Source organism: Streptomyces sp. NPDC002573, assembly GCF_042889625.1.
GTDB classification, from domain to species: Bacteria; Actinomycetota; Actinomycetes; order Streptomycetales; family Streptomycetaceae; genus Streptomyces; species Streptomyces gibsoniae.
Window position 1 is genome coordinate 56,848 of record NZ_JBIARC010000005.1, and the last position, 26,859, is coordinate 83,706.

Sequence of the window (26,859 nt, forward strand, 5' to 3'; positions counted from 1 at the left end):
CACCATTGACAGGGTCGGACACCGACGCGGCCGCCGTGCGCGGTCGTCCCCACCGTCCGCGCGGGGCGCTCGCCATGACGAGCGCCCCGCGTCGTGGCACGAACAGGAGTGTCCGCACATGGAGAAGACGGAGAAGTCCGCGACCCGCACCGGCCCCGACGGCGCGGAGCTGCGGCAAGAGGCACTGAAGAGCGTGGTGAAGAAGCTCCCGGAGGTCACCCTGGCCTTCTGGATCATGAAGATCGCGGCGACCACCCTGGGCGAGACCGCGGGCGACCTGTTCTCCCAGACCCTCGGGCTGGGCTACTTCCTCACCACCGTCGCGCTGTTCCTGGTCTTCGTGGTGACCCTGGTCGTCCAACTGCGCTCCGCCCGCTACAACCCCTTCTTCTACTGGACCGTGATCCTGTCGACCAGCATGGCCGGCACCACCATGTCCGACTTCATGAACCGCGACGCCAGTGCCGCGTACCTCTCGAACGGCGCCACCTCGCTCGGCTGGGGCCCCCAGGGCCTGGGACTCGGCTACCCCGCCGGAGCCGCCCTTCTCGTCTCGGTCCTGCTCGTCATCTTCGCGATCTGGAAGCTGACCGGGATGACCTTCCGGATCCGCGACATTGTCAGCTTCCAGGGCGAGGCCCTGTTCTGGTCGGCGATCCTCGTCTCCAACACGCTCGGCACCTCGATGGGCGACTTCCTCTCCGACAGCTCCGGCCTCGGCTACGCGGGCGGGGCGCTGCTCGTGACCGGTCTGCTCGCGGTGCTCGTGGTCCTGATGCGGGTCCCCTCGGTGCCCAATGTGCTGCTGTTCTGGATCGCCTTCGTCCTCACCCGCCCGCTCGGTGCCACCGCCGGTGACTTCCTCACCAAGCCGGTCGCCAAGGGCGGCCTGGACCTCGGCACCGCGGGCTCGTCCGCCGTGCTCCTCGCGGTCCTGTTCGGCCTGATGGCCTACGCCCACCTTCAGGAACGCAGGCGGGGCGCCGCGCTCGCGCCGGATGCCGGCGGGAGGGAGCCGGTCACCCAGCGGGCAGGCTGACCACGAACCGTGCGCCCGGGCCGTGCCCCGGATCGTGGTGCACCTCCCCGCCGACGGAGCGGGCCAGCCGTCGCGCCAGCGGCAGCCCCAGACCCGCCCCGCCGTGCCCGTCGTCCGGGTCGGCCCGCTGCCCAGGCTGGAAGAGCCGCCCGGCGAACGACTTCGGCACCCCGGGGCCGTCGTCCGTGACGTCGATGCGTACGCCGTCCCGCGTGCGCCGGGCCTCCACGGTGATGTGCGCGCGGGCGTAGCGCAGGGCGTTGCCGAGCAGCGGGCTGACGATCCGTTCGAGCAGCGCGGCCTGGACGCCCGCCTCCAGCAGCTCGTCCTTCACGCGGACCTCGGCCGTCACCCGGGCCGGGCGGTCGAGGCCCGCGGCGAGCTGCCGCAGCACCGGCAGCACTCGGGCCGTGCCGGGAGCCGTGGGCGCGCCCTCCCGGGCGTCGTCGAGCAGGGTGTCGCAGATGGTGCGCATCGACTGGGCGGCGTCGGCGATCACCGCGTGCGTGGCCCTGGTCTCGGCGCCCGTACGCGGCCGGGCCTGCCACCAGTCCAGCTCGGCGACGATCCGGCTGAGCGGTGTGCGCAGTTCGTGCGACAGCTCCGCGGTCAGCTGGCGCTCATGGCGCAGCACCGCCCGGATGCGGTCGAGGAGCGCGTCCAACGAGCCACCCAGGCGGGCGAGTTCGATCGGCTGCCGGATCGCCCCGAACCGCTCCTCGGAGGCCACGGCACCCCACTGGGTGGCCTGGTCCGTCATCGTGCGCACGGGCCGCAGGGCCCGCCCGACCGCCAGGCGCGTGAGCGCGTAGGTGCACGCGAGCATCACGGTGTCCAGGACGAGGGACCCCAGCAGCAGGGTGTCCGCCGAACTCCGGTACGGCGACAGGTCCAGGGCGGTGACGACCGTGGCCGCGCGCTCTCCCGCACGAGGCGACACGGGCCGGGCGCACAGCCGGACGGGTCCGCGGCCGTGGGCGTCGGCGGTGACGCAGTCCGGGCCGCCACGGGCCACCAGGGCGTCCGCGACACGGGTCAGCGGTCCGTGCGCCGTGGTCGAGGAGGGCTGTTCCAGCAGACGGGCACCGGCGTAGATCCACACATTGGCGTCGAGGAGCGCGTCGTTGGCGGTCTCCAGGACCCGCACCTGCGGGCCCCTGGTGTCGATCGTCGTGGCGACCGCCGCCGCCCGGGTGCGCAGCTCGTCGTCCGCCTGGCGCTGGAGATGCTGCCGTACGACGGCGTTGAAGACGACTGTGAGGATCACCATGATGAGCGCGGCCGTGGTGAGCGCCACCAGGGAGAGCCGGCCCCGCAGGGTATGCGGCCCCAGCCGGGCCAGAAGCGACGCCGGCCGGGCCATGGGCGGCCTCGGCGGGGCGGACCGGGTCGTCATGACAGCCGGTGGCCGATGCCGCGCGCGGTGCCGATCGTCAGCCCGCTGCCCGACTCCCGCAGCTTGCGGCGCAGCCGGGTCAGATACTGGTCCAGGGTGTTGTCGCTGACGTGGGCGCCCTCGGACCAGCCCGCCCGTATCAGCTCGCGCCGGCGCACGATGTCCCCGGAGGCCGCCGTCAGGACCGCGAGGAGACGGAACTCCGTCGGCGTCAGCCCGACATGTCTGCCGCGCACGGTGAAACCGTACCGGACGGCGTCCAGGACAAGGTCCCCGACGGGGGCCGGACGGGGTCCGGCACGCTTGAGTGCCGCCCGCAGCCGGGCCGCGAGTTCGGCGAGGTGGAAGGGCTTGGGCAGATAGTCGTCGCCGCCCGCGGAGAACCCGGAGAGCCGGTCCGTCAGCCGGTGGTGGGCCGTGAGGAAGATGACGGGCCCGGCGAACCCGTTGGCCCGGATCGCCTGGCACACGTCCCGCCCGTCGGCGTCGGGCAGCCCGATGTCCAGGACGGCCGCGGAGACGCCGTCGCCGGCCAGCCGCAGCGCGGTCGCGCCGTCCGGGGCGGCCACGGTGTCGTACTCCTCGTCCCGCAGACCGCGCAGCAGCACGTCCCGCAGCGCGTGGTCGTCCTCGACGACCAGGATCTTGTGGCGCATGGTTCTCCGTGGCTCGCTACCCGTGGACTACGTGGGGGTGCCCACCCGCTCCGGGACGGCTTGGGGCGCCGACGCGGACGCCGTGAGAAGGGGGCGCAGCCGGGTGGTCTCCAGGCGGCGGGCCAGGGTGTCCGGGCGGCTGCTCAGCGGGATCATCGTGACGGAGGCGACGAGGGCTCCGACGACGAACCCGGCGATCACGTCGTGCGGGTAGTGGGCGCCGATCCACACCCGGGACGCCGCCATCGCACCCGCCGCCACCAGCGCGACGTAGCCGATCCGGCGTGAGACGCATATGAGGGCGACCGCGGCCGCCGCGGCTATCGCCGTGTGGTTGCTGGGGAACGACCAGTCGCCCGGCGCCGGGCAAGCCTCCAGCGTGACCACGTGCAGGCTCTGGCAGGGGCGGTCCTCACGGACCAGCAGCTTCACCACCGAGTTCGCCGCGTACCCGAGGACGACCACCAGCGGGACCGCCAGGGCGACCACGGCCGGACCCGGGCCGGCCCGGCGCGCCCGCCACCAGGCGGCCAGCATCAGCACGGCGAACACTCCGAGCCCGTACGTCGACCAGGCGGAGACCAGGGAGTCCAGCCAGGAGGGGGCGCGGTGGGCCAGGTCCACCACGTCGGTGTAGGCGTCGCCGTCCATGGACGAGCCGTCGAAGGCGTACATCATCCGCGGACCCCCTCCTTCGCGGCACGGCGGGAGCGCAGCAGCTCCAGGGCGAGCGGGATCAGCGAGATCGCGACGATCACCGCGATCATCGGCAGCAGATACCTGTCGACGTTCGGCACCGACGAACCCAGCGCGTACCCGGCGAGGGTGAGGCCGAGGCTCCACACCAGGCCGCCGGCCACCTGCCAGACGGTGAAGGTCCGCACGGGCACCTGAAGGGCGCCGGCCATCGGGTTCAGCACCGTGCGCACCACGGGGACGAAGCGGGCCAGGACGATCGCCTTCGCGTGTCCGTACCGCTCCAGGAGCTCCTCGGCGCGCTGTGCGCCCTCGTGCAGCCGGGCCGAGCGGCTGCGGGCGAGCAGCGCGCCGCCGGCCTTGCGCCCGAGCAGATAGCCGCACTGGGACCCGGCGACCGCGCCCACGGCCGCCGCGACGAGCAGCGCGGGCAGCGACAGCTTCACGCCGTGCTGCCCGGAGCCGGTGCACAGCAGGCCCGCCGTGAACAGCAGGGAGTCGCCGGGCAGGAAGAAGCCGATCAGCAGGCCCGTCTCGGCGAACATCACCACGCCCACGCCCAGGACTCCGAAGGCCGCCAGCAGTGACTGGGCGTCCAGCACGTTCACCGCGAGCTGTGAGCCCAGGGACAGGGATGTCATCGTCGCGAGCCTTTCCGTACGGGAGGCCGGGCGCGACGGGGCGCCCGCCCGGAGCTGACTACAATCATGTAGACCGTCTACTGAACTGTAGACGAGAACCGGGCGGCAGGCGTTCCCTCGATCACCGTCACGAGTGAACGGCACGGCACGCGGCTCGTGGACTTCGCCTGCCGTCGGGCGCGCTCAGGAGGTGGCGAGCGAGATCTCCGTCGACTTGATCAGGGCGACGGCCGAGGAGCCGGCCACCAGGCCCAGATCCTCCGCGGCGTCCTTCGTGATCACGGCCGTCAGGGCGCCGCCCGCGATCGTGAGCTTCACCGACGCCATCGCCGCGCCGGTGGTGACGTCGTCGACGGCACCGGGGAGCTGGTTGCGGATGGACACGCCGTCCACCACGGCCCTGGCGAGCGCGACCTCCGTGGACTTGACCAGCGCGGACACGGAGGCTCCGGGGGCGAGGTCCAGCTCGTCGACGGCCTCCGCGGTGATGGCCGCCGTGAGGTCCTGGCCGCCCGCCAGTCTCACCTTGACGGTCGCCATGACCTCGCCCGGGGTGACGGATGTGACGATGCCGGGCATCTGGTTGCGGATGCTCAGGTTCATGGGCGCGCCTCGCGAGACGTGGGGAGTGGGGAACGCGGCGACATGCGGCGAAAGGTCGGATTCCGTTCCGACGGACCCACCGTAGCCGGAGTCCAGGGCGGCACTCGGACGGCGCTCGCGCGGCGCGTCAGGCGGGACGCGCGTGCGGCGAGCGTCAGGCCGGATATGCGTGTGTCTGCGCCGCCTTCACCGTCGCCCAGACCGTGGCGCCCGGTCGCAGACCGAGTTCGGCCGCGGCGACGGTGGTCAGATCCGCGGCGAGCGGGAGTTCACCGATGAGGTCGGCGCGGATCTGGTCGCCATGGGTCTCGAGCCCCGCGACCTCGCAGCGCCACAGGTTCCTCGCGCTGGAGCCGCCGGGCCGCTCCCGGTACAGGGTCACGGAACCCGGCGGGAACGCCACGAAGACGGGCCCGGCGAGGTCCTCCGTGGTGGTGATCGCGGGCCCGGAGTCGAGCCGCACGATGTGGCCGTCGGCGTGCCCCCGGTAGAGGTTCAGGCCGACCAGCTGCGCGATGTAGTCGGTGCGGGGACGGCGGGCGATGTCGCCGGGGGCGCCCTCCTGGACGACGCGGCCGTGCTCGACCACGACCAGCCGGTCGGCGAGCACCATCGCGTCCAGCGGGTCATGGGTGACCAGCACCGCGACCGCCTCGAACTCGGCGAGATGACGCCGCAGCTGGGCGCGTACATCGAGCCGGGTACGGGCGTCGAGCGCGGCCAGCGGCTCGTCGAGGAGCAGCAGCCGGGGACGGATGGCCAGGGCCCGGGCCAGGGCGACACGCTGGGCCTGGCCGCCGGAGAGCCGCCGGGGTTTGGCGCCCGCGTGCTCGGCGAGGTCCATGCGCTCCAGCCACGCGGCGGCCTGCCTGCGCGCCTCCGCCCTGGAGGCGCCTCGGCAGCGCGGCCCGAAGGCCACGTTGTCCAGCGCGGACAGATGCGGGAAGAGCAGGTAGTCCTGGAAGACCACACCGACCGGGCGGGACTCCGGCGGCGTACGGTCCAGGGCCCTGCCGTCCAGGCGCAGATGGCCGTCGATGAGCGGGACGAGACCGGCGAGGGCGCGCAGCGCGGTGGTCTTGCCCGCGCCGTTCGGGCCGAGTACGGCGATGACGTCGCCGGGCGCGGCGGACAGCGAGACGTCCAGCCGGAAGGAGCCGCGGTCGACCACGAGCCGGGCGTCGAGGCCCTCCGCCCGGACACCGGCCTCCCGGGCGGCCGTGGTGTCGTCGATGTCGGTCATCCCGGGCCCGCCCCTGCTGTCGTACGCCCGTAGGACGGTTCCTCGTACGGCGTGCGGCGGCCGGTCATGACGCCGTCGTCCAACGGTCCCGCAGCCCCGCCAGGACCGCGATCGACACCGCCAGCAGCACCAGGCTCAGGGCCATAGCCGCGTCCGGGTCGTCCTGCAGCGCCAGATAGACGGCCAGCGGCATCGTCTGGGTACGGCCGGGGAAGTTGCCCGCGAAGGTGATCGTCGCCCCGAACTCGCCCAGCGCCCGGGCCCACGCGAGCACCGCACCCGCCGCGATGCCGGGCGCGACCAGCGGCAACGTGACCCGGCGGAAGGCTGTGAAGCGGGAGGCGCCGAGCGTCGCGGCGGCCTCCTCGTAGCGCGGATCGGCCGCCCGCAGGGTGCCCTCGACACTGATGACGAGGAACGGCATCGCCACGAACGCCTCCGCCACCACCACGCCCGCCGTGGTGAACGGCAGTGTGATCCCGAACCATGCGTCCAGCCACCGCCCCACCACCCCGTTGCGCCCGAGCGCCAGCAGCAGTGCGACACCGCCCACCACCGGGGGCAGCACGAGCGGCAGGGTCACCAGGGCCCGCACCAGACGGCGCCCCGGGAAGTCCGTACGCGCCAGCAGCCACGCCAGCGGAACCCCCAGCACCAGACTCAGCGCGGTGGCGGCGGTCGCGCTCACCAGGGACAGCTGGAGCGCCTGCCACACCTCCGTGCCGGTCAGCTGGGCGGGCAGGGTGCGCCACGGGGCCCGCATCAGCAGGGCCACCAGCGGCAGCAGCAGAAACGCCAGGCCGGCCAGCGCGGGCAGCAGCAACGGCAGCGGCACCCCCGGCCCACAGGCAGGCCCGCGCCGCGGCCCAACCGCAAGGGGGCGGGCCGCAGCGTCGGAGGTGTCGGTGGGCGTCACGGCTGGAGGAACCCGGCCTCGGTCAGCACATTGCGGGCCTCGGCGGACTGCACGAGGGCGATGAACGCTTTGGCCGCCTCGGCGTTGGGCGCGTTCTTGAGCAGGGCGATCGGGTAGTCGTTGACCGCCTTGGCGGACTCGGGGAACTCCACGCCCTCCACCTTGTCACCCGCCGCCTTCACGTCGGTCTTGTAGACGACCGCGGCGTCGGCCTCCTTCAGCTCCACCTTCGTCAACGCGCTTTTGACGTCCTGCTCGTACGACACCGGCGTGAGCTTCAGCTTGCTCGCGTCCAGCGCCTTCTGCGCGGCGGCACCGCAGGGGACGGTCTTGTCGCACAGCACGACCTTCAGACCGGACTTGGTGAGGTCCTTGAGGGAGGCGACCTTGTCCGGGTTGCCGGGCAGGGTGGCGATCTCCAGCTGGTTGCGCACGAAGGTGACCGGGGTGCCGGCCGCGTCCTTCTTGTCCGTCACGACGGCCATGGTCTTGGGGCTGGCCGCGGCGAAGACGTCGGCGGGGGCACCGCCGGTGATGCTCGCGGCGAGGGTGTCACTGCCGCCGAAGTTGAAGGTGACGTGGGTGCCGGGGTGCTCCTTCTCGAACTGCTTCCCCAGGGTGGTGAAGCTCTCCTTGAGGGAGGCGGCGGCGAAGACGGTGACCGTGCCGGACAGCTTCGTCGACGAGGACGCCGAGGAGCCGGAGGAGTCCGACTTCCTGGTGGAGTCGGAGCCCGAGCCCGAGTCGGACGAGGAGGAGCAGGCGCTCAGGGCCAGCAGTGCGGCGACCGTCGCGCCGGTCACGTGCAGCATCCGGCGGTTGAGGCGCACGGAACGGGTCATCACGGATGCACTCCCTTATTTCGTCGCAGGAGAGATCCCCCGGACCCCTCCGATACGGCGATCATACTGACGCAGATGCCATCCGTAAGTCTGCTGTGGCATCGCATGAACTGGGTGATCGTCCTCTGGAACCCCGCATATGCGTTTCTACGGAGTCTTGTCCCCGCCGGGATGCCACGTGTCATGCGCGGTCGATGTGCACGTTCGTCGACTTCACACGCGCGGTGGCCTCCATCCCGACCTCCAGGCCGAGTTCCTCCACGGCCTCCCGGGTCAGCAGCGAGACCAGGCGGTGCGGCCCCGCCTGGATCTCCACCTGGGCGGCCACGTCACCGAGCTTCACGGCGGTGACGATGCCGGGGAAGGCGTTGCGGACGGAGGTGTACGAGGGGGCGTCGTCCTCGCCCGTGCCGCCGCGCGCCAGCTCCACCGAGAACGCGGCCAGATCCTTGCCGTCTATGACCCGGCGCCCGCCCTCGTCGCGACGGGTCGCCACCCTGCCCGCGTCCGCCCATCGGCGTGCGGTGTCCGGGCTCACCCCCAGCAGACGGGCGGCCTGCCCGATTGTGTAGGACTGCATGGGCGCCACGATAGGCGCCCCGGTCGCCCCGGCCGCAACACGCCCCGGACGGCCCCGGGCGCGGCGGATCTGCGAGATTCGGCGTGGCCGCCGCCGTCCGCATGGCAAGATCCCACCCCATGGGTGTGTCCTGGGCGGTGCGGAGCGTGCGCGCGGCGGTGTTCGCCGTCGTCTGCGTCCTGCTCGCCGCCGGGGGGCACACCCTGGCCACCGGCATGGTGCCCGCACTGTGGGTCGACGCGGCCGGGTTGCTGCCCGTGTTCGCGGGCGGTGTGCTCCTCGCCGGACGAGAGCGTTCGCTCCTCGGCATCGGCCTGGCGATGCTCCTCGTGCAGGGTGGTCTGCACCTCGCCTTCGACGCGGCCGGGCCGCCGGACACCACGATGCCCATGCCGGGCATGCCGCACGGCATGCACATGGCCGCCCAGCCGCACGCCATGACCTCGCACGCCGTCGCCGCGCACCTGGTCGCCGCACTCCTGGCCGCCTGGTGTCTGCGACGCGGTGAGGTCGCTCTGTGGTCCCTGCTGCGCAAGGCCGTAGCCTTCGTTCCGCGCCTCGTCGCCTGGTGGCGCACGGCGCCTCTGCCCGCGTACGCCAGACTCCCGCGTCCGTACGCCGACCGGCGCCGCCCCCCGCGGCAGGCGCTGCTCCGCCACGCCCTGTCCCGGCGCGGACCGCCCATGGCTGCCCCGTACACGATCTGAACCCCCCAAAATTCGAGCACGAGTACGGAGCACCACCAACCATGGCCTCTCTGCGTACCACCCTGCGCCGCGCCGGCACCGTCGCCGCTCTCACCGCCGGCGGTGTCCTCGCCGCGGCGGGCGCGGCCTTCGCGCATGTCACCGTCCACCCCGAGAGCTACGCCAAGGGCGCCACCGACGGCGTTCTGACCTTCCGTGTCCCCAACGAGGAGGACACCGCCGCGACCACCAAGGTGCAGGTCTTCCTGCCCACCGACCACCCGGTGCTGGGCGTGCTGGTCACCCCCGAGGACGGCTGGACCGCGCAGGTGACCACCACCAAGCTCAGGACGCCGGTCAAGACGGACGACGGCAACATCACCGACGCGGTCTCCCAGATCACCTGGACCGGCGGGCGCATCCGGCACGGCCAGTACCAGGACTTCCACGTCGCCTTCGGCCAGCTCCCCGACGACACCGACCAGTTGGCCTTCAAGACGCTGCAGACCTACTCCGACGGAAACGTCGTCCGCTGGATCGAGGAGACCCCGAAGGGCGGGGACGAGCCGGAGAACCCCGCGCCGGTCCTCGCGCTGACGGCCAAGGGCACGGCCGAGGGCAGCGCGTCCACGCCGGCGGCCACGTCCGCCGGTGGCACCACCACCGACACCGGGAAGTCGGGCGGCGCCACCACGAAGGCCGCCTCCAGCAGCGACTCCACCGCCCGCGGGCTCGGCATCGCGGGCCTGGTCGTCGGTGTCCTGGGCCTGGCCGCCGCGGCCTTCGCACTCGTCCGCGGCCGCGGCCGCACCACCACCTCCGAGTGACGGGATCCCGTCCCGCCGGCGCCGGTTTCCGCCGGCGCCGGTTCCCGTCGGCCCAGTTGTCATGCAAGACCACCGGTCACACCGGGCGAGCCGGAGACGCCCGCGGCGCCGGCCGAGCCATGCTCTGACGACGAGTCCGCATCCGCCTGGATCAGTGGACGGCGGCGCCCGGTATGCAGGGCCACCAACCCGGAGAGGAGGCTGCCTACTGCGACGGGCGGACGGTTCGAGCCCGTCAGCCCGTCGAGGTCTTTGAGGACTCAGAAGTCTTCGACTTCTTCGACTTCTTCGGTCCCTTCGCCTTCTTCGAAGTCTTCGACGCCTTCGTGTCCTTCGACGGCACCTGCTCACGCTTCAGGTGGATGTCCTGGCTCGACAGGGTCATCGGGGACGCGGAGAACGCGCGCAGCCGGATGCGGGTGCCGTCCTTGGGGATCGCGAAGCCGCCGTCCGGCGCCTGGATCCGGTACGTGACCGTCGTATGGGCGGCGACGGACGAGGGGCCGGCGAGCACCTTCCAGTAGCGGCTCATGCCCTGCCCGGTGGTCACCATGAAGTGGGGCTCCAGGGCCGCGTCACCGCTGTTGTGCACCCTGATCCCGAGCGTCTTGACCGTCAGGGGCGTCCGGGAGACGGCGGCGGCCTGCATGTGCAGCGGTGGCCGGCCGGTCGCCCCAAGGATCACGGCCACCAGCGAAGGAGTCACCACGGCACCGGCCAGCACCATCCGGGCCGCCCGCCGCCCGGACAGCACCCGGGGCTGCCAGGCGGTGGTGAAGGCCGAGGGCGGCACGGTGACGGCGGCCGCCAGCCACAGCGGCGTCATCAGCAGGTAGTAGCCGTCCTGCGAGCGGGTCGCGAGGAAGAACGCGCACCACGGCAGCACGGTCGCGGCGGGCCCCAGCCGACGCACGAACAGCACGAACAGCGCCAGCAGGCCCGCCGCCAGGAGCATGCTCGCGTGCGAGTACCAGCTCAGCCGGTCGCTGCCGTCGGTGTAGTACAGGGAGATGCCGACCAGTCCCTGGCCGTGGATCACCGCGCCCTGGGTGATCGGCAGCGCGATGCCCGACAGCCAGGTGCGCGGCTCGCTCACGATGAAGTACGCGTTGATCAGCAGCCACGTCCCGGCGGCTGTGCCGACGATGCGTCCTACCGCCGCGGCGGCCCCGCGCGCGCCCAGCTCACCGCGGCGCAGCGCGAAGACCCCGGCGAGCAGGAACGGCGCGAGGAACCAGGGAAGTTGCTGGGTGGCACAGGCCGCGCCCAGACACGCGGCCCGTGCCCAGTCGGCCGGGCCGCCCGCGCCCATCCGCGTCCAGCGGACCACGACCGGGATCAGGAGGGCGAGCGCGACGACCGCGGGATAGCCGAGGCGGGCATACGTCGGGACCATGCCGAAGCCGAGGCACACCATGGTGGCCGCGGAGCGCCACGGCGTCGGCAGCATCTTCCACATGACGATGGCCCCGAGGACCATCGCGGTCGTGGTGACCAGGGTCTCCGGCAGGGCGCCGTGGCCGAGCCAGAGCAGGGGAGTGGTCAGCAGGGCCGTCAGCGGCGGGTAGCCGTAGGTGTAGTCGTAACCGCCTGTGACCGTCGCGGTGTACGCGATGCCGTGACCGAACAGCCAGGGCCACGGCTGCCCGTACACCGGGTGACCGTGCAGGATCTCACGGGCGGCCTGTGTGGTGAGGATCGACTCGTCGCTGAAGCCGTGCTTCACGGACAGCGCGCAGTAGGCGAGGGCGACCGCCGTCACCAGGACGACGAGGTCGAGCCGTGCCAGCGACCGGCTGCTCCGCACCACCAGCGTCAGTACGCCGGTGACCAGGATCGACGCGTAGCAGAGGGAGATCACCGCGGCGATCGCCAGCTGATGGCTCGCGGCGGAGGTCCACACCTCGCGGGTACCGATGAACAGGCTGATGTCCGCGAGCAGCGTCAGGATCCGATGCCACTGCGCGGGAGTTCTGTCCGGCTCGTCCGACGCCACGAGGGGGCGCAGACGTATCCATCGTCCGCTTGTCGGAGGCCTCACTTCTGCCAACTGCACGCCACGGAACGTAAGGGGGCAGGATGAACGAGGGCCGCCTGGAGGTGAAGAGTCCGGTGTGAGAGCAGTAAGAAGTGCATGTGCAGAGGTGTGCCGACTGGTCGGATACGCACCCCGACCGGTTCTGCCGTCATTGCAGCCGTCCCGTCCTCCTAGTAGACGTCCCGCACATAGCGCTTCTCGGCGGTCAACTGCTTCACATACGCGGCTGCCTCCGGTTCGCTCAGGCCGCCGTGCACGGCCGCGATGTCCCGTAGTGCCTGGTCGACGTCCTTGGCCATGCGGGAGGCGTCTCCGCAGACGTAGAGGCGGGCGCCGTCGCGCAGCCAGTGCCACAGCTCCGGGCCGTGCTCGCGCATCCGGTCCTGGACGTAGACCTTGGCGCGCTGGTCGCGGGAGAAGGCGGTGTCGAGCCGGGTGAGAACGCCTTCCCGGTGGAGTGAGGTCAGCTCGTCCTCGTAGTAGAAGTCCGTGGCGCGGTGCTGTTCGCCGAAGAACAGCCAGTTCGGTGCCATGTGCCCCAATTCGCGGCGCTCCTGGAGAAAACCGATGAAAGGTGCGATTCCTGTTCCGGGGCCCACCATCACCATCGGTGTCGAGCCGTCGATGGGCGGCCGGAAGTGCGGGGCGCGCTGTACGAAGACCGGGACCGCCGTGTCCGGCTCGGTGTCCGCGAGAAAGCCACCGCAGACCCCGGACCGGCGGCGTCCGTGCAGGCCTTCGTAACGTACGACGGACACCGTCAGCGAGACGCGGCGCGGATCGACGAGCGGGCTCGACGAGATCGAGTACAGCCGGGGCCGCAGCCGCTTGAGCACCCCGGTCCACTCCTCGGCCGACGCCTTCACCGTGTGCTCCGCCACCACGTCGACCGCCTGCCGTCCCCAGGACCAGCGGGCCAGTCCGTCCTTGTTGTCGGGCCGCAGCAGCTGCCGCAGCTCCCGGTCGTCACGGGTGCGGTCGGCGACGAAACGCAGCAGGTCCGGGGTGATCCGGGTGATGTCGAGATGCCGCTGCAGAAGGTCGGCGAAGGGGATCTCGCCGCCGTCCGGAGCCTCGACCGCCGTGGAGCCGTCGATCCCCGTCGCCTCCAGCCATTCCTCCACCAGAGCACGGGAGTTGACCGGGTGCACCCCGAGCGCGTCCCCGGTCTCGTACGAGAGGTCCGTCCCGCTCGTGTCGAAGGTGAACCGCCGCACCTCCTTGACCGCGCCGGGCCGGCTGAGCGGCTGGTTGCCGACGAGGCGGGCGCTGGCCGGGACGGGCTTACCGGTCCGGAAGGCCGTCGGGGCCGGTTCGCTCACACCGGGTGCCGTCGGGAGCGGGGGCTGCGTTCCCGGTGCGGACGGGGCCGCTGCTCCCGGGGCGGCCTGGGCGGGTGTCGTGGCGCCCAGGGCGCCGAGTACCTCTTCCAGCCAGGCCCCCGCCGACGGCTCGTAGTCGGGTTCGCAGTCCGTGCGCGGCGCGAGACGTGTTCCGCCCAACTCGTGCAGACGCGCGTCCAGTCGGCGCCCGTGCCCGCAGAAGTCGTCGTACGAGGAATCCCCGAGGGCGAGCACGGCGTACCGCACGCCGTCGAGCCGGGGGGCCTCGTGGCCGGACAGCTCGCTCCAGAACCCCGAGCCGTTGTCCGGCGGATCCCCGTCGCCGAACGTGCTCGTGATGAGCAACAGATCGGCTTCGTCCGGAAGTTGACGTACGTCGGTCTCGTCCATGCCGACCAGGGTGACCCGGTGGCCGGTCTCCGTGAGCCGCCGCAGGGTGGCCGCCGCGAACTCCTCCGCGTTCCCCGTCTGCGAGGCCCACAGCACGACGACCTCACGGTCGGCCTGCTCCCGGGGCGTGCTCCCGGACCCGGACCTGGAGTACATGCCGGCCAGGAGGCCGTTGACCCACAGGGCGTGCTCGGGGCTGAAGGGCGCGTCCGGCGGCAGTACGGGCACGCCCGGCGCGCCGGAGACGAGGCCCGTGAGGAACCCGGTCAGATACCGGCGTTCCGGGCTGCTCAGAACCGGGGGCGGGGAGGGGACGAACCCGAAGGGCACGCCGGTCGGGGCGGTGGGGAACAGGGCCGCGCCCGGTGTGGGGGAGAGCGGTGCGACGGCAGGGGCCGGAACCTGGCCATGGGGGGCGGTCGGGTCCGCCGGGGACGCCCCGGCCGCCGCCGACTGCGGGCCGCCTGCCGCAGCGGCCGGTTCCGCCACCTTCGTCAGCGCCACCGCGCACACCTTGAACTCCGGCTGGAACGACACCGCGTCCACGGCGTCGCTGGTCACCGCGTTGACGCTCAGATACTCGCCGAACAGGTCGTTCCAGTGGAACGGCGCGAAACAGCACCCCGGCCGCACCCGGTCCGTCACCACCGCCGGGAGGACGGCCCGCCCGCGCCGCGAGGCGACCTCGACCGGATCGCCGTCCGCGACCCCGAGCGCCGCGGCGTCCTCGGGGTGCACCTCCACGAACGGCCCGGGGTTGAGCTTGTTGAGCCGGGCGACCTTCCCCGTCTTCGTGAGCGTGTGCCACTGGTGCTGCACCCGTCCGGTGTTGAGCAGGAACGGGAAGTCGTCGTCCGGCAGTTCGGCGGGCGGCAGATGCGGCCGCGCATGGAACACCGCCCGCCCGCTCGGCGTCGGAAAGGACAGCCCGTCCTCCACGTACCGGACGGGGTTGCGCGCCGGGCCGTCCTCTCGCGCGGCCGGCCACTGCACGGGCCCGGAGCGCAGCCGCCCGTACGTCACCCCGCGCAGATCCCAGCCGGTCTTCGGGTTCCACGCCCGCCTGATCTCCTCGAAGACCTCCTCCGCGCTGTCGTACGAGAACCCGTCCCCGTACCCCATCTCGCGCGCGACGGCCGCGATCAGCCGCCAGTCGGCCGTCGCCTCACCCGGCGGATCCAGCGCGGGCCGGGCGAGCGTCAGTCCGCGCTCGCTGTTGACCATGACGCCCTCCGCCTCGCTCCACAGCGCGCCCGGCAGGACGACATCGGCGTACGCGTTGGTCTCGGTCTCGGCGAACGCGTCCTGCACGACGACGAACTCCGCGGCCTCCAGCCCCTCGATGACGGTCTTCCGGTTGGCCACCGACGCCACGGGGTTGGTGCACATGATCCAGCAGGCCTTGATCTCTCCCTCCGCCATCTTCCGGAACATCTCGACGGTCCCGCGCCCGGTCCCGTCCGCGCGGAGCGTGCCGACGGGCAGCCCCCACAACTCCTCGACGAACGCCCGCTCCTCGGGCACCAGCACGGACCGCTGCCCCGGGAGCCCGGGCCCCATGTAACCCATCTCGCGCCCGCCCATGGCATTGGGCTGCCCGGTGAGCGAGAACGGACCGCTGCCCGGCCGGCAGATCGCACCGGTCGCCAGATGCAGATTGACGAGCGCGTTGGTGTTCCAGGTCCCGTGCGTGGACTGGTTGAGCCCCATCGTCCAGCAGCTGGTCCACTCCTTCGCCTCGCCGATGAGCCGAGCCGCCTCCCTGATGTCCGACTCGGCGAGACCGGTGATCTCCGCTACGGTCGCGGGCGGATAGCCGGCGAGGAAGCCGGGCATCGCCTCCCAGCCCTCGGTGTGCCGGGCGATGAAGGCGTCGTCCGTGCGACCGGACTCGTGCAGGAGCTGCAACAGCCCGTTGAGCAGGGCGAGATCGGTCCCGGGCCGGATCTGCAGGAACAGATCGGCCTTCGCCGCGGTCGCGGTGCGCCGGGGATCGACCACGATCAGTTTGGCGCCCGCCTTGACCCGGTCCATCATCCGCAGGAAGAGGATCGGGTGGCAGTCGGCCATGTTGGAGCCGATGACGAGGAAGACGTCCGCCTTGTCCAGGTCGTCGTACGACCCCGGGGGCCCGTCGGCCCCCAGCGACAGCTTGTAGCCCGCCCCCGCACTCGCCATGCACAGCCGCGAGTTGGACTCGATCCGGTTCGTCCGTATGAAGCCCTTGGCGAGTTTGTTCGCCAGATACTGCGCCTCCAGGCTGAGCTGCCCCGAGACATAGAACGCGACCGCGTCCGGACCGTGCCGGTCCACGATCTCCCGCAGCCGGTGCGCGGTCGCCCGGACCGCCGCGTCGACGGACGCGGGAACCGGCTCAGCGCCGCGGTCCGCACGGACGAGCGCCGTGGTCAGCCGCCCGGGGGCGGCCAGCAGGTCCGCGGTGGTCGCGCCCTTCGTGCACAGCCGGCCGCGGTTGGCGGGGTGTTCCTTGTCACCGGACGCCTTGACGACGCGACGACGGCCGTCGGCGCCGGTCGCGACGTCGAGCACGATCCCGCAGCCGACGCCGCAGTACGAGCAGACGGTCCGTATCTGCCGCGTTCCGGGACTGGTGGTCATGACGACGACCGTAGGAACCGGTGGTTACGCGGATGTTATGCGCCTCGATCTTGAGGGGTTACGGGCACTGCACAGGGGGCGCCCGGACGCTGTGAGGGGGCGCGCGGACGGTGCCCGGGGAGTGCGGTGCGGCGGAAGCGGCCAGTTCGGGCGGAGTGGCCCGTGGGGCCGGAGTGGACGGTGCGGTGGAAGCGGCCGCTTCGCCGCGGGCGGCGGCCGGAACGGCGCAAACGGCCACTTCGGCCTCGGTGGGCGGAGTGGCGGAAGGGCCCGAGTGGCCGCCCTGGGCGCCGTGGTCCGGGTCGCGGCCCGTGTCGCTGTTGGGCCGAACGAGTGACCATGCGTAAGAATTGGCCGGTGCAGACGATGAGTGCGAGCCAGCGGGGAGGGCCGGTGAACAGCCACGATGTCACCGACGAACAGTGGGAAGGGCTCGCTCAGGTCGTTCCGTTGCGTGGCCGGGACGCCTGGCCGTCCTCGGTCGGCCACCGGTCCATACCCGAAGCACCGACCGAGGCGCGCCGCCGCTTCGTGGTCCTGCGGGTCAATGTGTTCGCGGACGCCCGTGAGGTCGCCGAGACGCTGATGGCGGGCGTGCCCGTGCTGCTCGACCTCACGGGCGCCGAGACCGAGGTGGCCAAGCGGGTGCTGGACTTCAGCACGGGTGTCGTCTTCGGCCTGGCCAGCGGGATGCACCGGGTCGACCGCAACGTCTTCCTGCTGACCCCGCCCGGGACCGAGGTGCGAGGGCTGATCGAGGGGGCGGGGGTTCCCGGCGTCTGAGGCCGGGGTCCTGGCGGTTGAGGGCGGGGCGCCTAGGGGCGACGAGTTGTCGATGGGGCGTCGACGAGGTGCCGGCGAGGTGCCGATCGGGCGTGGAAGGGCGTTTAAGGGACGCTGACAGGTCGTCGGCGTGATGTCGGTTGTCGACGTGCGGGCGCTTCGGTCGCCCGATCGTAGGAAGGCTGCGGAGGCGGAACGGTTCGCCCGGGCCACGGGCCCCTACGGTCCCGGACATGACCGTCTTACCCCCGCTGTATCTGCCGGACGGGTCCGGCTCCGCCGATCCGGGGCCGGGCCGGCCCGAGGCCATCGATCCGGATGAGGACCGGTCCGCGGCCACCGATCCGGGTACGGACCGGCCCGGGGTCACCGATCCGGGTGTGGACCGCCCCGGGGTCGCGAACTCGGGTCCGCAGCGGCCCCGCGTCACCGAGCTGCGGTTGTCCGCGTTCGCCGGGCACCGGCGGGCCGCGTTCACGCTGGGGCCGTTGACGCTCTTCACGGGGCCGAGCGGCTCGGGCAAGTCCCGGGTGTTGCAGGCCTACGAGGCGCTGGCGCGGCTCGGCGGCGGAGCGGAGCTGGGGGAGGCGTTCCCGTACCCGGCGGGCTGTGTGCCCGAGCGGGCGCGGCCCGACGCCCAGCGGCGGCGCGGCTTCCGTATCGGCTGCACGGCCGACGGCCCCGAGGGACCCCTGCGGCTCGACCTCGCCGTGCAGGCCGAGCCCGAACTGCGCATCGTCGGGGAACGGCTGACCTCCGGCCGACTGGTCCTGCTGGAGACGGCCCTGCGCGATCCGGGCCGGGCGGCGGTGCAGGCGGCCTGGCACACCGCCGGCTCCGCACCGGTCACCCGGGGTCCGCTCCCGGACGACCGCCTAGGCACCGCCCTGCTGCCGCTGCGCGTGGCGGGCAAGACCGAGGGGCAGCGCCGGGTGCTCGCCGCGGCCGAGCAGATGGTGGTCGCCCTGCGCTCGGTCTTCGCATGTGACCCGCGCCCCGGCCGGATGCGCGCCCCCGTCCCGTCGGGTGAAGGCCGGCTGCTGCCGGGGTGCGACAACCTCGCCGATGTCCTGTGGCGCACCCGCGCCGAGTGCGCCCGGCGCCATGCCCTGCTGGCCTCGGCGGTCGCGGCCGGCTGTGCGGGTCGGGTCGTCGATCTGCTGGCCGAGCCGCTCGGCGACGGCAGGGTGCGTGCCCTGCTCGACCGGGGTGACGGGCTGCGGACGCCGCTGGAGCTCCTGGGCGACGGCGAACTGCGCTATGTGGCCCTGGCTCTGGTGCTCCTCACCGGTCCGGGCGTGCTCGACGTGGACCCGGTGGGGGAGGTCCCGGCGGCGATGCAGACCCTCACCGTGCTGGCGGACGGCCTCGACCGGTGCATGGACCCCGCGCAGACGCGGGCACTGCTGCGGCTGGCCGCGCGGATGACCGAACGCGGCCATGTCCGCCTGGTGGGCGCGGTGAGCGAGGCGCGCTGGGCGACGGAGGCGGACGGGGTGACGGTGGTAGACCTGAGCCCGTGACATCAGAGTCCGAGCCCGTGACACCGGAACCCGAGCCCGTGAGACGAGAACCCGAGCACCTCACACCGCGACCCGAGCACCTCACACCGCGACCCGAGCACCCGACATCGCGACCGCAGCATCCGACATCGCGGCCCGAGCCCGCGGCACCCGGCGCCGGGCCGGGCGAGGGGCTCGATGTGGCCGGGCTGCAGCGCCGCCTCGCCGACTTCGCCGCGGCGCGCGACTGGCAGCCGTACCACACGCCCAAGAACCTGGCGTCCGCGCTGAGTGTCGAGGCCTCCGAACTGGTCGAGATCTTCCAGTGGTTGACGCCGGAGGAGTCGGCGCGGGTGATGGACGACCCGGCGACGGCTCATCGGGTGACGGACGAGGTGGCGGATGTGTTCGCGTATCTGCTCCAACTGTGCGAGGTGCTCGGCATCGACGCGCTGGCGGCGCTCGACGCGAAGATCGACCGCAATGAGGAGAGGTTCCCGGCGCCGGGGACTCATTGAGACGAGACCACCCCCGCCCCCGTCCGGATGGGCGACGCCCGGGCCTCCGTCCCCGAGGAGACGGGACCCCGTCCGTCACTCTCCGGAGTCATTAAGTTGTCCCCATCCCGCAGGTTGTCCACAGATTTCGGTCCAGCTCTGGCTTTTCGTCCCGCGAGCATTCACTCTGGGTAGTGGACAACGGAGTTCGGGCCAGACGTGCGCAAGCGCGTCGGAACAGAGCGGGGGCAGCGCATGGACGCGGTGCGGCTCATCGTGATGAGCAGGCGCGCCCTGTCGGGGAGCGAGGACGGGTCGAGGATCATGACGGAGGCGTGGCAGGCCTACGCCCTGGCGCAGGCGATCGGCAGTCGCCTGGCGGTCTCGGGCCCGCCCGAACTGCGCGGCGAGGCGCTGGGGTTGACGGAGCTGGCGGGCAGAGGCTGTGGCGTGCTGGACACACCCTCCATCGACGTGGCCGATCTGCGAGCCGCTCAGCTCACGGAGCTGGGCGACGCCCGCAAGTCCCTTCTCGACCTCGGCACGCTCCTCACGGAGCTCGGCATGGCCCTGGTCGCGGTCGCGAGCGCGGCGGGTGACGAGGGCACGTACTGGCAGTGCATGGAGGCCATAGACGCGGCCGACGAGTCGAGGGACCGGGTCAGAGAGATGCTGCGCAGACTGGCGGCCAAGGACGGGGAGATACGGGAGCAGTACAGAACGGCGGGCTGAGCACACCCTCCGTGGCCCCGGCCGGGCGCGCAGGCTGAGGGTCTCGCGGATTTTTCACCCCACCGGTTCCATGGGGCCCCGGCGGGAGCACGGAGGCCGCAGGGCGTTCGAGCGTGCAGGATGGAGGCATGGATCTTCGCATCTTCACCGAGCCCCAGCAGGGGGCGAGCTATGAAACCCTCCTCTCCGTCGCCAAGGCCACCGAGGAACTGGGCTTCGACGCGTTCTTCCGCTCGGACCACTATCTGAAGATGGGCGACGTGGACGGCCTTCCCGGTCCCACCGACGCCTGGATCACCCTCGCGGGACTCGCCCGCGAGACCAAGCGCATCCGCCTCGGCACGCTGATGACCGCCGCCACCTTCCGCCTCCCCGGTGTCCTCGCCATCCAGGTCGCGCAGGTCGACCAGATGTCCGGGGGCCGTGTCGAACTGGGCATCGGCGCGGGCTGGTTCGAGGAGGAGCACAAGGCCTACGGCATTCCGTTCCCGAAGGACAAGTTCGCCCGCCTCGAGGAGCAGCTCGAGATCGTCACCGGGCTGTGGGCGACCGAGGCCGGCAAGACCTTCAGCTTCCACGGGAAGTACTACGACCTGACCGACTCGCCCGCCCTGCCCAAGCCCGCCCAGTCCAGGGTCCCGGTGCTCATCGGCGGCCACGGAGCGACCCGCACCCCGCGGCTGGCGGCGCAGTACGCCGACGAGTTCAACATGCCGTTCGCGTCGATCGAGGACAGCGAGCGCCAGTTCGGCCGGGTCCGTGCGGCCGCCGAGCAGGCCGGACGTGCCGCGGACGCGCTGACGTACTCGAACGCGCTGGTGGTCTGCGTCGGCAAGGACGACCAGGAGGTGGCCCGCCGCGCCGCCGTGATCGGCCGTGAGGTGGACGAGCTGAAGACCAACGGCCTGGCGGGCACCCCGGCCGAGGTCGTCGACAAGATCGGCCGCTACCAGGAGATCGGCTCCCGCCGCATCTACCTCCAGATCCTCGACCTCGCCGACCTGGACCACCTGGATCTGATCTCCGCGCAGGTCCAGTCCCAGCTGCGGTAGTCGAAGCGAGCCCCTGCCCGGTCCGGGGCCCTGCCCCGGACCGAAGGAGCCGTGGTGAGACAACCGGTCAGGCCACCGTGCGGATCCGACCGCCGGTCCGCTCCCGGAGCGCGGCTGCGAGCCGATCGCGGGCCTCTGTCCGGGCGGCGATGCGTTCGTCGACGACCGCCAGCCGTTGCAACGCACCCGCAGGCCCTTGTCCGAGGGCGCCGCGGCAGCCACGTCGCCGTCCAGACACGGCAGGAACGCGCGCACGTCGTCCAGGGTGAGCCCGGCGGAGAGCGGATAGCGGATGTTGCGGACCCGGACCACCGACCGCTCGTCGTAGATGCGGTAGCCGTTGGACGCGCGCTCGGAGGAGATCAGCCCGGCCTGCTCGTAGTGCCGCAGTGCACGAGGGGTCGTACCGGTTGCCCCGGCCAGCTCACCGATCCGCACCCGCTCCATCTCCTGGGCCACTCCTATCACGCGACGACCGCTCCACCGTCGACCGGAAGCACGACTCCCGTGACGAGCGGCGCCGCCGGTGCGGCAAGCCGGGGCTCTGCGGTGCGGTGAGCTCCATGCCGGTCATCGTGCGACCCTGACGCCGACGGCAAGGTCAAGATCCCATCGCGGAGGAAGTTCTACGGGTCCCGTCCAGCGGCGCTGTTCGAAATCCGGTGGTCGCGGTGGACCGGAGCCGGAAGACTCGATGCATGTTCCTGACGATCAGTACCACCGGCACGGCCGAACGCCCCGCGACCGACCTGGGTTTCCTGCTGCACAAGCACCCCGGCAAGGCGCAGGCGTTCTCGACTTCCTACGGCACCGCGCACGTCCTCTACCCCGAGGCGGACGCCGAGCGCTGCACGGCGGCGCTGCTGCTGGAGGTCGACTCGGTGGCACTCGTCCGGCGGGGCAAGACCAAGGGCCGGGGCGGCGCTCCCGACGCGGCCCTCGCGCAGTACGTCAACGACCGCCCGTACGCGGCGTCCTCCCTGCTCGCCGTGGCGCTGAGCGGTGTGTTCTCGACCGCGATGCGGGGCGTGTGCACGACCCTGCCCGAGCGCGCCGGAGAACCGCTGCCCCTGCGCATCGAGATACCCGCCCTGCCCGCCCGTGGCGGCCCCGATCTCGTACAGCAGCTCTTCGCGCCGCTCGGCTGGGCGGTCACCGTCGAACCGGTGGCGCTGGACGTCGAGTTCCCTCAGTGGGGTGACTCGCGGTATGTGCGCCTGGTGCTGGAGTCGGAGGCGCTGACCCTGGCCGAGGCCCTGCGCCATCTGTATGTCCTGCTCCCAGTCCTCGACGACGCCAAGCACTACTGGGTCTCCGCCGACGAGGTCGACAAGCTGCTGCGGGCGGGCGAGGGTTGGCTGCCCGGACATCCGGAGCAGAAGCTGATCACCAGCCGTTATCTGTCGCGCCGCTGGTCGCTGACCCGGCAGGCGATCGAGCGGCTGGAGCTGGTGCGGCTCGCGGAGACCGACGACAGCGAGGTCGAGGAGATCGACAACGCGGTCGAGGAGATCCGCGACGACGACATCGACAACAACAACTACGACAACTACGACAACGACAACGAGACCGGGACCGGGACCGGGACCGAGGGGAGGGGCGAGACCGAGACCAAGACCGAGACCGGTACCGAGGCCGCGGCCGAGGCCGACGAGAGGCCGACCCCGCTCGCGGTGCTGCGCCGGGAGGCGATCATCGCCGCGCTCCAGGAGTCCGGTGCCGCCCGCGTCCTCGATCTCGGCTGCGGACAGGGCCAGTTGGTGCAGGCACTGCTGAAGGACCCCCGGTTCACGGAGATCGTGGGCATGGACGTCTCGGTGCGGGCACTCACCATCGCGTCCCGGCGCCTGAAGCTGGACCGTATGGGGGAGCGGCAGGCGTCGCGCGTACGGCTCGTCCAAGGTTCGCTGGCGTACACCGACCGCCGGCTCAAGGGCTATGACGCCGCCGTGCTCAGCGAGGTCGTCGAGCACGTCGACCCGCCGCGGCTGTCCGCCGTGGAGTACGCGGTGTTCGGCGCGGCCCGCCCCCGGACGGTGCTCGTGACGACCCCGAACGTCGAGTACAACGTCCGTTGGGAGAGCCTGCCGGCCGGGCACGCCCGCCACGGCGACCACCGCTTCGAATGGACCCGCGCGGAGTTCCGCGCATGGGCGGACACGGTGGCCGGACGGCATGGCTACGACGTGCGGTTCGTCCCCGTCGGACCCGACGACCCCGAGGTGGGGCCGCCCACCCAGATGGCCGTGTTCACGCTGACCACGAAGGAGGAGAAGGCCGCATGACCGAGACCGACGCCCAGGGGCGCGCCCTGCCCGTGACCGACCTCTCCCTGGTGGTGCTGATCGGCGCGTCCGGTTCGGGCAAGTCCACCTTCGCCCGCCGGCACTTCCGGCCGACCGAGGTCATCTCGTCGGACTTCTGCCGAGGGCTGGTCGCCGACGACGAGAACGACCAGAGCGCGAGCCGGGACGCCTTCGACGTGCTGCACTACATCGCGGGCAAGCGCCTCGCGGCGGGCCGCCGCACGGTGGTCGACGCCACCAGCGTGCAGCAGGACAGCCGCCGCCAGTTGATCGAGCTGGCCAGGCAGTACGACGTGCTGCCGATCGCGATCGTGCTCGACGTGCCGGAGGAGGTGTGCGCCGAGCGCAACGCGGCCCGCGTCGACCGGGCGGACATGCCGCGCCGGGTCATCCAGCGCCACACCCGCGAACTGCGCCGCTCACTGCGGCACTTGGAGCGCGAGGGCTTCCGCAAGGTGCACATCCTGCGGGGCGTGGCGGAGGTCGAGAACGCGACCGTCGTCACCGAGAAGCGCTTCAACGACCTGACCCACCTCACCGGCCCCTTCGACATCATCGGCGACGTCCACGGCTGCGCGTCCGAACTGGAGGCGCTGCTCGCCAAGTTGGGCTACGTCGACGGCACGCACCCGGAGGGCCGCACCGCCGTCTTCGTCGGCGACCTGGTCGACCGCGGCCCGGACAGTCCGGGCGTGCTGCGCCGGGTGATGTCGATGGTGGCGTCCGGCGACGCGCTGTGCGTACCCGGCAACCACGAGAACAAGTTCGGGCGCCATCTGCGCGGCCGCAACGTCCAGCACACCCACGGACTCGCCGAGACCGTCGCGCAGATGGAGGGCGAGAGCGAGGAGTTCCGGCAGCAGGTACGGGAGTTCATCGACGGACTGGTCAGCCACTACGTCCTCGACGGCGGCCGACTGGTGGTGTGCCACGCCGGGCTGCCGGAGAAGTACCACGGCCGCACCTCGGGCCGGGTCCGCTCGCACGCGCTCTACGGCGACACCACGGGCGAGACGGACGAGTTCGGCCTGCCGGTGCGCTACCCGTGGGCGGAGGACTACCGGGGCCGGGCCGCCGTGGTCTACGGACACACACCGGTCCCGGAGGCAACCTGGCTCAACAACACCATCTGCCTGGACACCGGTGCCGTCTTCGGCGGCAAGCTCACCGCGCTGCGCTGGCCGGAGCGGCAGCTGGTCGACGTACCGGCCGAGCGGGTCTGGTACGAGCCGGCCCGGCCGCTGCGCAGCGAGGCGCCCGGCGGGCACGACGGCCGTCCGCTGGACCTCGCCGACGTCCAGGGCCGCAGGGTGGTCGAGACCCGGCATGCCGGCCGGGTCTCGGTCCGCGAGGAGAACGCCGCGGCGGCCCTGGAGGTCATGAGCCGCTTCGCGGTGGACCCGCGGCTGCTGCCCTATCTGCCCCCGACGATGGCACCGACCGCGACCAGCCGCGTAGAGGGCTATCTGGAGCACCCGGCCGAGGCCTTCGCGCAGTACCAGGAGGACGGGGTCGCGCGGGTCGTGTGCGAGGAGAAGCACATGGGCTCGCGGGCGGTGGCCCTGGTGTGCCGGGATGCCGAGGCGGCACGCAAGCGCTTCGGCGTCGGCAGTGCCTTCGGTCCGGAGGCGGACGGCAGCGGGGACGGCCCCACCGGGTCGCTGTACACCCGTACCGGCCGCCCCTTCTTCGACGACGACACGGTCACCGAGGAGATCCTCGGCCTGCTGCGCTCGGCCATCGGCGAGGCGGGCCTGTGGGAGGAACTGGAGACGGACTGGCTGCTGCTCGACGCCGAGCTGATGCCGTGGTCGTTGAAGGCCTCCGGGCTGCTGCGCTCGCAGTACGCGGCGGTGGGCGCGGCGTCCGGGGCGGTGTTCCCCGGGGCGCTGGCCGCGCTGGAGGGCGCGGCGGAGCGGGGCGTGGACGTGACCGGGCTGCTGGCGCGTCAGCGTGCGCGGGCGGCGGACGCGGAGGCGTTCACGGCGGCGTACCGCCGCTACTGCTGGACGACCGAGGGACTGGACGGCGTCCGCCTGGCCCCGTTCCAGCTGCTGGCGGTCCAGGGCCGCAGTCTCGCGGCGGTGCCGCACGACGAGCAACTGGCGCTGATCGACCGGCTGGTCGAGCACGACGGAAGCGGGCTGCTGCAGACGACCCGCCGGCTCCACGTCGACACCGGCGACCCGGAGTCGGTGCGCGCGGGGATCGACTGGTGGCTGGAGATGACCGGGCGCGGCGGCGAGGGCATGGTCGTCAAGCCGGTGGAGGCGGTGGTCAGGAGTGCGGCCGGGCGTCTGGTCCAGCCGGGCATCAAGTGCCGCGGCCGTGAGTACCTCCGGATCATCTACGGCCCCGAGTACACCAGCCCGGAGAACCTCGCCCGGCTGCGCAACCGGTTCCTGAACCACAAGCGCTCCCTCGCGCTGCGCGAGTACGCCCTCGGCCTGGAGGCCCTGGACCGCCTCGCGGAGGGCGAGCCGCTGTGGCGGGTCCATGAGGCGGTCTTCGGGGTGCTGGCCCTGGAGTCGGAACCGGTGGACCCCCGGCTGTGACGGAACCGTACTCCTCGGGCCTGGCGTCCCTGCGGACGAGCAAGCCTGAGGAGTACGCACTGTGCGGATCTACATCAGCGCCGACATGGAGGGCATCACCGGGCTCGTCGACCGTGACGACGTCCAGCCCGGTGGGCGGGACTACGAGCGCGGCCGGCGGATGATGGCGGAGGACGTCAACGCGGCGGTCCGGGGCGCGCTCGCGGCCGGCGCCACCGGCGTCCTGGTCAACGACGCCCATGGCCCCATGCGCAATCTGCTGTCCGAGTACCTGCATCCGGCGGTCCGGCTGGTCCGGGGCAGACCCAAGCAGATGGGCATGCTCGAAGGGCTCACCCCCGGGCACGACGCCATGGTCTGCGTCGGTTACCACTCCCGGGCCGGCGAGCCCGGCGTGCTCAGCCACAGTTTCATGGGGCACGAGATCGAGGACATGTGGCTGGACGGCCGTCCGGTCGGCGAGATCGGGCTCGCCCAGGCCACGGCGGCGGCGCTGGGCGTCCCCGTCGTGGCGCTCACCGGGGACGACGCCGCGTGCGAGGAGGCCGTCGCCTGGGACGGGTCGATCGCCACCGTGGCGGTGAAGTACGCGCGCGGCCGGTTCGCGGCCGAACTGCGCCCGGAGACGGAGGCGCGGCGGGCGATCGAGGAGGCGGTCATCGCCGCCCTCACCGCCCCGCGCGAACCGGTCCCGGCGTCACCGGGAACGTCCACCCTCAGCGTCCGCTGGCAGTCGGCCTCGGTGCCCGCCACGCTGCTCGGCATCCCGGGTGTCACCGCCACCGACAGCCGGACCGTCCGCGCCGAGGGCGAACTCGCGGCGCTCTACCGGCTCTTCGGCGTATGGATGCGCGTCGCGTCCTCCCTGACCGACCAGCCGCCGTACTGCTGACGCGTGCCTGTCGGCAGTACGACGG

Annotated in this window: 22 protein-coding genes and 1 pseudogene; 11 read left to right on the forward strand and 12 right to left on the reverse strand. The window is 72.2% G+C overall.

Annotation, left to right across the window (positions count from 1 at the left end; genetic code table 11):
- Nucleotides 1-118 precede the first annotated feature (118 nt).
- Nucleotides 119-1,039: a hypothetical protein gene (locus ACFYX0_RS06790; RefSeq protein WP_388967173.1), complete on the forward strand. Its 921-nt coding sequence runs from the start codon at nt 119-121 to the stop codon at nt 1,037-1,039.
- Here the strand turns inward: ACFYX0_RS06790 and ACFYX0_RS06795 are convergent.
- From ACFYX0_RS06795 to ACFYX0_RS06835, 9 genes are all read right to left on the reverse strand, one after another.
- A complete protein-coding gene (locus ACFYX0_RS06795; protein WP_388967176.1) occupies nt 1,020-2,435 on the reverse strand; it encodes a sensor histidine kinase in 1,416 nt (471 codons plus the stop codon). The genes ACFYX0_RS06790 and ACFYX0_RS06795 overlap by 20 nt on opposite strands.
- A complete protein-coding gene (locus tag ACFYX0_RS06800; protein WP_388967179.1) occupies nt 2,432-3,091 on the reverse strand; it encodes a response regulator transcription factor in 660 nt (219 codons plus the stop codon). The genes ACFYX0_RS06795 and ACFYX0_RS06800 overlap by 4 nt, the downstream gene beginning before the upstream one ends.
- 27 nt (nt 3,092-3,118) lie before the next feature.
- A complete protein-coding gene (locus tag ACFYX0_RS06805; RefSeq protein ID WP_388967183.1) occupies nt 3,119-3,769 on the reverse strand; it encodes a phosphatase PAP2 family protein in 651 nt (216 codons plus the stop codon).
- Complete coding sequence (locus ACFYX0_RS06810; protein WP_355906255.1) at nt 3,766-4,428, reverse strand: DedA family protein; 663 nt, start codon at nt 4,426-4,428, stop codon at nt 3,766-3,768. Before ACFYX0_RS06810 ends, ACFYX0_RS06805 begins: the two co-directional genes overlap by 4 nt.
- Nucleotides 4,429-4,611: 183 nt before the next feature.
- Nucleotides 4,612-5,031: a molybdopterin-binding protein gene (locus tag ACFYX0_RS06815; protein WP_388967186.1), complete on the reverse strand. Its 420-nt coding sequence runs from the start codon at nt 5,029-5,031 to the stop codon at nt 4,612-4,614.
- A gap of 154 nt (nt 5,032-5,185) precedes the next feature.
- Nucleotides 5,186-6,274, reverse strand: coding sequence for an ABC transporter ATP-binding protein (locus tag ACFYX0_RS06820; RefSeq protein WP_388967189.1), 1,089 nt, complete (start codon nt 6,272-6,274; stop codon nt 5,186-5,188).
- Nucleotides 6,275-6,338: 64 nt separating this feature from the next.
- The gene (locus ACFYX0_RS06825) at nt 6,339-7,190 is read right to left on the reverse strand and encodes an ABC transporter permease (protein ID WP_388967192.1); all 852 of its coding nucleotides are present in this window, start codon (nt 7,188-7,190) and stop codon (nt 6,339-6,341) included.
- Nucleotides 7,187-8,032 (reverse strand): molybdate ABC transporter substrate-binding protein, encoded by an 846-nt coding sequence (modA, locus tag ACFYX0_RS06830; protein ID WP_388967195.1) that lies wholly within the window; start codon nt 8,030-8,032, stop codon nt 7,187-7,189. The genes ACFYX0_RS06825 and modA overlap by 4 nt, the downstream gene beginning before the upstream one ends.
- Before the next feature lie 181 nt (nt 8,033-8,213).
- Nucleotides 8,214-8,612: a helix-turn-helix transcriptional regulator gene (locus ACFYX0_RS06835; RefSeq protein ID WP_311692061.1), complete on the reverse strand. Its 399-nt coding sequence runs from the start codon at nt 8,610-8,612 to the stop codon at nt 8,214-8,216.
- Nucleotides 8,613-8,731: 119 nt separating this feature from the next.
- Between ACFYX0_RS06835 and ACFYX0_RS06840 the strand changes: the two genes are divergently transcribed.
- Both ACFYX0_RS06840 and ACFYX0_RS06845 read left to right on the forward strand, forming a co-directional pair.
- Entirely contained in the window at nt 8,732-9,319 is a 588-nt protein-coding gene (locus ACFYX0_RS06840) for a hypothetical protein (protein WP_388967198.1), read from the forward strand.
- Between the two features lie 41 nt (nt 9,320-9,360).
- Nucleotides 9,361-10,125, forward strand: a complete 765-nt coding sequence (locus ACFYX0_RS06845) for a YcnI family protein (protein ID WP_388967201.1) — start codon at nt 9,361-9,363, stop codon at nt 10,123-10,125.
- Nucleotides 10,126-10,360: 235 nt separating this feature from the next.
- Here the strand turns inward: ACFYX0_RS06845 and ACFYX0_RS06850 are convergent, their stop codons facing one another.
- Together ACFYX0_RS06850 and ACFYX0_RS06855 are read right to left on the reverse strand one after the other, a co-directional pair.
- Nucleotides 10,361-12,181 carry a hypothetical protein gene (locus tag ACFYX0_RS06850; protein ID WP_388967204.1) on the reverse strand — a complete coding sequence of 607 codons (1,821 nt, stop codon included), beginning with the start codon at nt 12,179-12,181 and terminating at the stop codon, nt 10,361-10,363.
- Between the two features lie 152 nt (nt 12,182-12,333).
- Nucleotides 12,334-16,515 (reverse strand): molybdopterin-dependent oxidoreductase, encoded by a 4,182-nt coding sequence (locus tag ACFYX0_RS06855; RefSeq protein ID WP_388967207.1) that lies wholly within the window; start codon nt 16,513-16,515, stop codon nt 12,334-12,336.
- Between the two features lie 393 nt (nt 16,516-16,908).
- Between ACFYX0_RS06855 and ACFYX0_RS06860 the strand changes: the two genes are divergently transcribed.
- From ACFYX0_RS06860 to ACFYX0_RS06880, 5 genes are all read left to right on the forward strand, one after another.
- Nucleotides 16,909-17,298 (forward strand): cell division protein SepF, encoded by a 390-nt coding sequence (locus ACFYX0_RS06860; protein ID WP_311692071.1) that lies wholly within the window; start codon nt 16,909-16,911, stop codon nt 17,296-17,298.
- A 233-nt stretch (nt 17,299-17,531) separates the two neighbouring features.
- Complete coding sequence (locus ACFYX0_RS06865; RefSeq protein ID WP_388967210.1) at nt 17,532-18,821, forward strand: AAA family ATPase; 1,290 nt, start codon at nt 17,532-17,534, stop codon at nt 18,819-18,821.
- 179 nt (nt 18,822-19,000) lie between these two features.
- The gene (locus ACFYX0_RS06870) at nt 19,001-19,318 is read left to right on the forward strand and encodes a nucleotide pyrophosphohydrolase (RefSeq protein ID WP_311692075.1); all 318 of its coding nucleotides are present in this window, start codon (nt 19,001-19,003) and stop codon (nt 19,316-19,318) included.
- 234 nt (nt 19,319-19,552) lie between these two features.
- On the forward strand, nt 19,553-20,029 hold the full coding sequence (locus tag ACFYX0_RS06875) for a DUF6099 family protein (RefSeq protein WP_355906331.1): 477 nt from the start codon (nt 19,553-19,555) through the stop codon (nt 20,027-20,029).
- 128 nt (nt 20,030-20,157) lie between these two features.
- On the forward strand, nt 20,158-21,081 hold the full coding sequence (locus ACFYX0_RS06880) for an LLM class F420-dependent oxidoreductase (RefSeq protein ID WP_388967213.1): 924 nt from the start codon (nt 20,158-20,160) through the stop codon (nt 21,079-21,081).
- Between the two features lie 67 nt (nt 21,082-21,148).
- Here the strand turns inward: ACFYX0_RS06880 and ACFYX0_RS06885 are convergent.
- Nucleotides 21,149-21,519 (reverse strand): annotated as a pseudogene (locus tag ACFYX0_RS06885) (MerR family transcriptional regulator).
- A 260-nt stretch (nt 21,520-21,779) separates the two neighbouring features.
- Here ACFYX0_RS06885 and ACFYX0_RS06890 point away from each other — a divergent pair.
- The 3 genes from ACFYX0_RS06890 (at nt 21,780) to ACFYX0_RS06900 (ending at nt 26,834) form a co-directional block, all read left to right on the forward strand.
- Nucleotides 21,780-23,366: a 3' terminal RNA ribose 2'-O-methyltransferase Hen1 gene (locus tag ACFYX0_RS06890; RefSeq protein WP_388967216.1), complete on the forward strand. Its 1,587-nt coding sequence runs from the start codon at nt 21,780-21,782 to the stop codon at nt 23,364-23,366.
- Complete coding sequence (locus tag ACFYX0_RS06895) at nt 23,363-25,942, forward strand: polynucleotide kinase-phosphatase (RefSeq protein WP_388967219.1); 2,580 nt, start codon at nt 23,363-23,365, stop codon at nt 25,940-25,942. The genes ACFYX0_RS06890 and ACFYX0_RS06895 overlap by 4 nt, the downstream gene beginning before the upstream one ends.
- Before the next feature lie 61 nt (nt 25,943-26,003).
- Nucleotides 26,004-26,834 (forward strand): M55 family metallopeptidase, encoded by an 831-nt coding sequence (locus ACFYX0_RS06900; RefSeq protein WP_388967222.1) that lies wholly within the window; start codon nt 26,004-26,006, stop codon nt 26,832-26,834.
- The last annotated feature ends 25 nt before the right edge of the window (nt 26,835-26,859 follow it).

Bases quoted from the DNA above. Each gene is read 5' to 3' on its own strand.
- ACFYX0_RS06790 (WP_388967173.1), top strand. From the start codon at position 119: ATGGAGAAGACGGAGAAGTCCGCGACCCGCACCGGCCCCGACGGCGCG.
- ACFYX0_RS06795 (WP_388967176.1), bottom strand. From the start codon at position 2,435: ATGACGACCCGGTCCGCCCCGCCGAGGCCGCCCATGGCCCGGCCGGCG.
- ACFYX0_RS06800 (WP_388967179.1), bottom strand. From the start codon at position 3,091: ATGCGCCACAAGATCCTGGTCGTCGAGGACGACCACGCGCTGCGGGAC.
- ACFYX0_RS06805 (WP_388967183.1), bottom strand. From the start codon at position 3,769: ATGATGTACGCCTTCGACGGCTCGTCCATGGACGGCGACGCCTACACC.
- ACFYX0_RS06810 (WP_355906255.1), bottom strand. From the start codon at position 4,428: ATGACATCCCTGTCCCTGGGCTCACAGCTCGCGGTGAACGTGCTGGAC.
- ACFYX0_RS06815 (WP_388967186.1), bottom strand. From the start codon at position 5,031: ATGAACCTGAGCATCCGCAACCAGATGCCCGGCATCGTCACATCCGTC.
- ACFYX0_RS06820 (WP_388967189.1), bottom strand. From the start codon at position 6,274: ATGACCGACATCGACGACACCACGGCCGCCCGGGAGGCCGGTGTCCGG.
- modA (WP_388967195.1), bottom strand. From the start codon at position 8,032: ATGACCCGTTCCGTGCGCCTCAACCGCCGGATGCTGCACGTGACCGGC.
- ACFYX0_RS06835 (WP_311692061.1), bottom strand. From the start codon at position 8,612: ATGCAGTCCTACACAATCGGGCAGGCCGCCCGTCTGCTGGGGGTGAGC.
- ACFYX0_RS06840 (WP_388967198.1), top strand. From the start codon at position 8,732: ATGGGTGTGTCCTGGGCGGTGCGGAGCGTGCGCGCGGCGGTGTTCGCC.
- ACFYX0_RS06845 (WP_388967201.1), top strand. From the start codon at position 9,361: ATGGCCTCTCTGCGTACCACCCTGCGCCGCGCCGGCACCGTCGCCGCT.
- ACFYX0_RS06855 (WP_388967207.1), bottom strand. From the start codon at position 16,515: ATGACCACCAGTCCCGGAACGCGGCAGATACGGACCGTCTGCTCGTAC.
- ACFYX0_RS06865 (WP_388967210.1), top strand. From the start codon at position 17,532: ATGACCGTCTTACCCCCGCTGTATCTGCCGGACGGGTCCGGCTCCGCC.
- ACFYX0_RS06875 (WP_355906331.1), top strand. From the start codon at position 19,553: ATGGACGCGGTGCGGCTCATCGTGATGAGCAGGCGCGCCCTGTCGGGG.
- ACFYX0_RS06880 (WP_388967213.1), top strand. From the start codon at position 20,158: ATGGATCTTCGCATCTTCACCGAGCCCCAGCAGGGGGCGAGCTATGAA.
- ACFYX0_RS06890 (WP_388967216.1), top strand. From the start codon at position 21,780: ATGTTCCTGACGATCAGTACCACCGGCACGGCCGAACGCCCCGCGACC.
- ACFYX0_RS06895 (WP_388967219.1), top strand. From the start codon at position 23,363: ATGACCGAGACCGACGCCCAGGGGCGCGCCCTGCCCGTGACCGACCTC.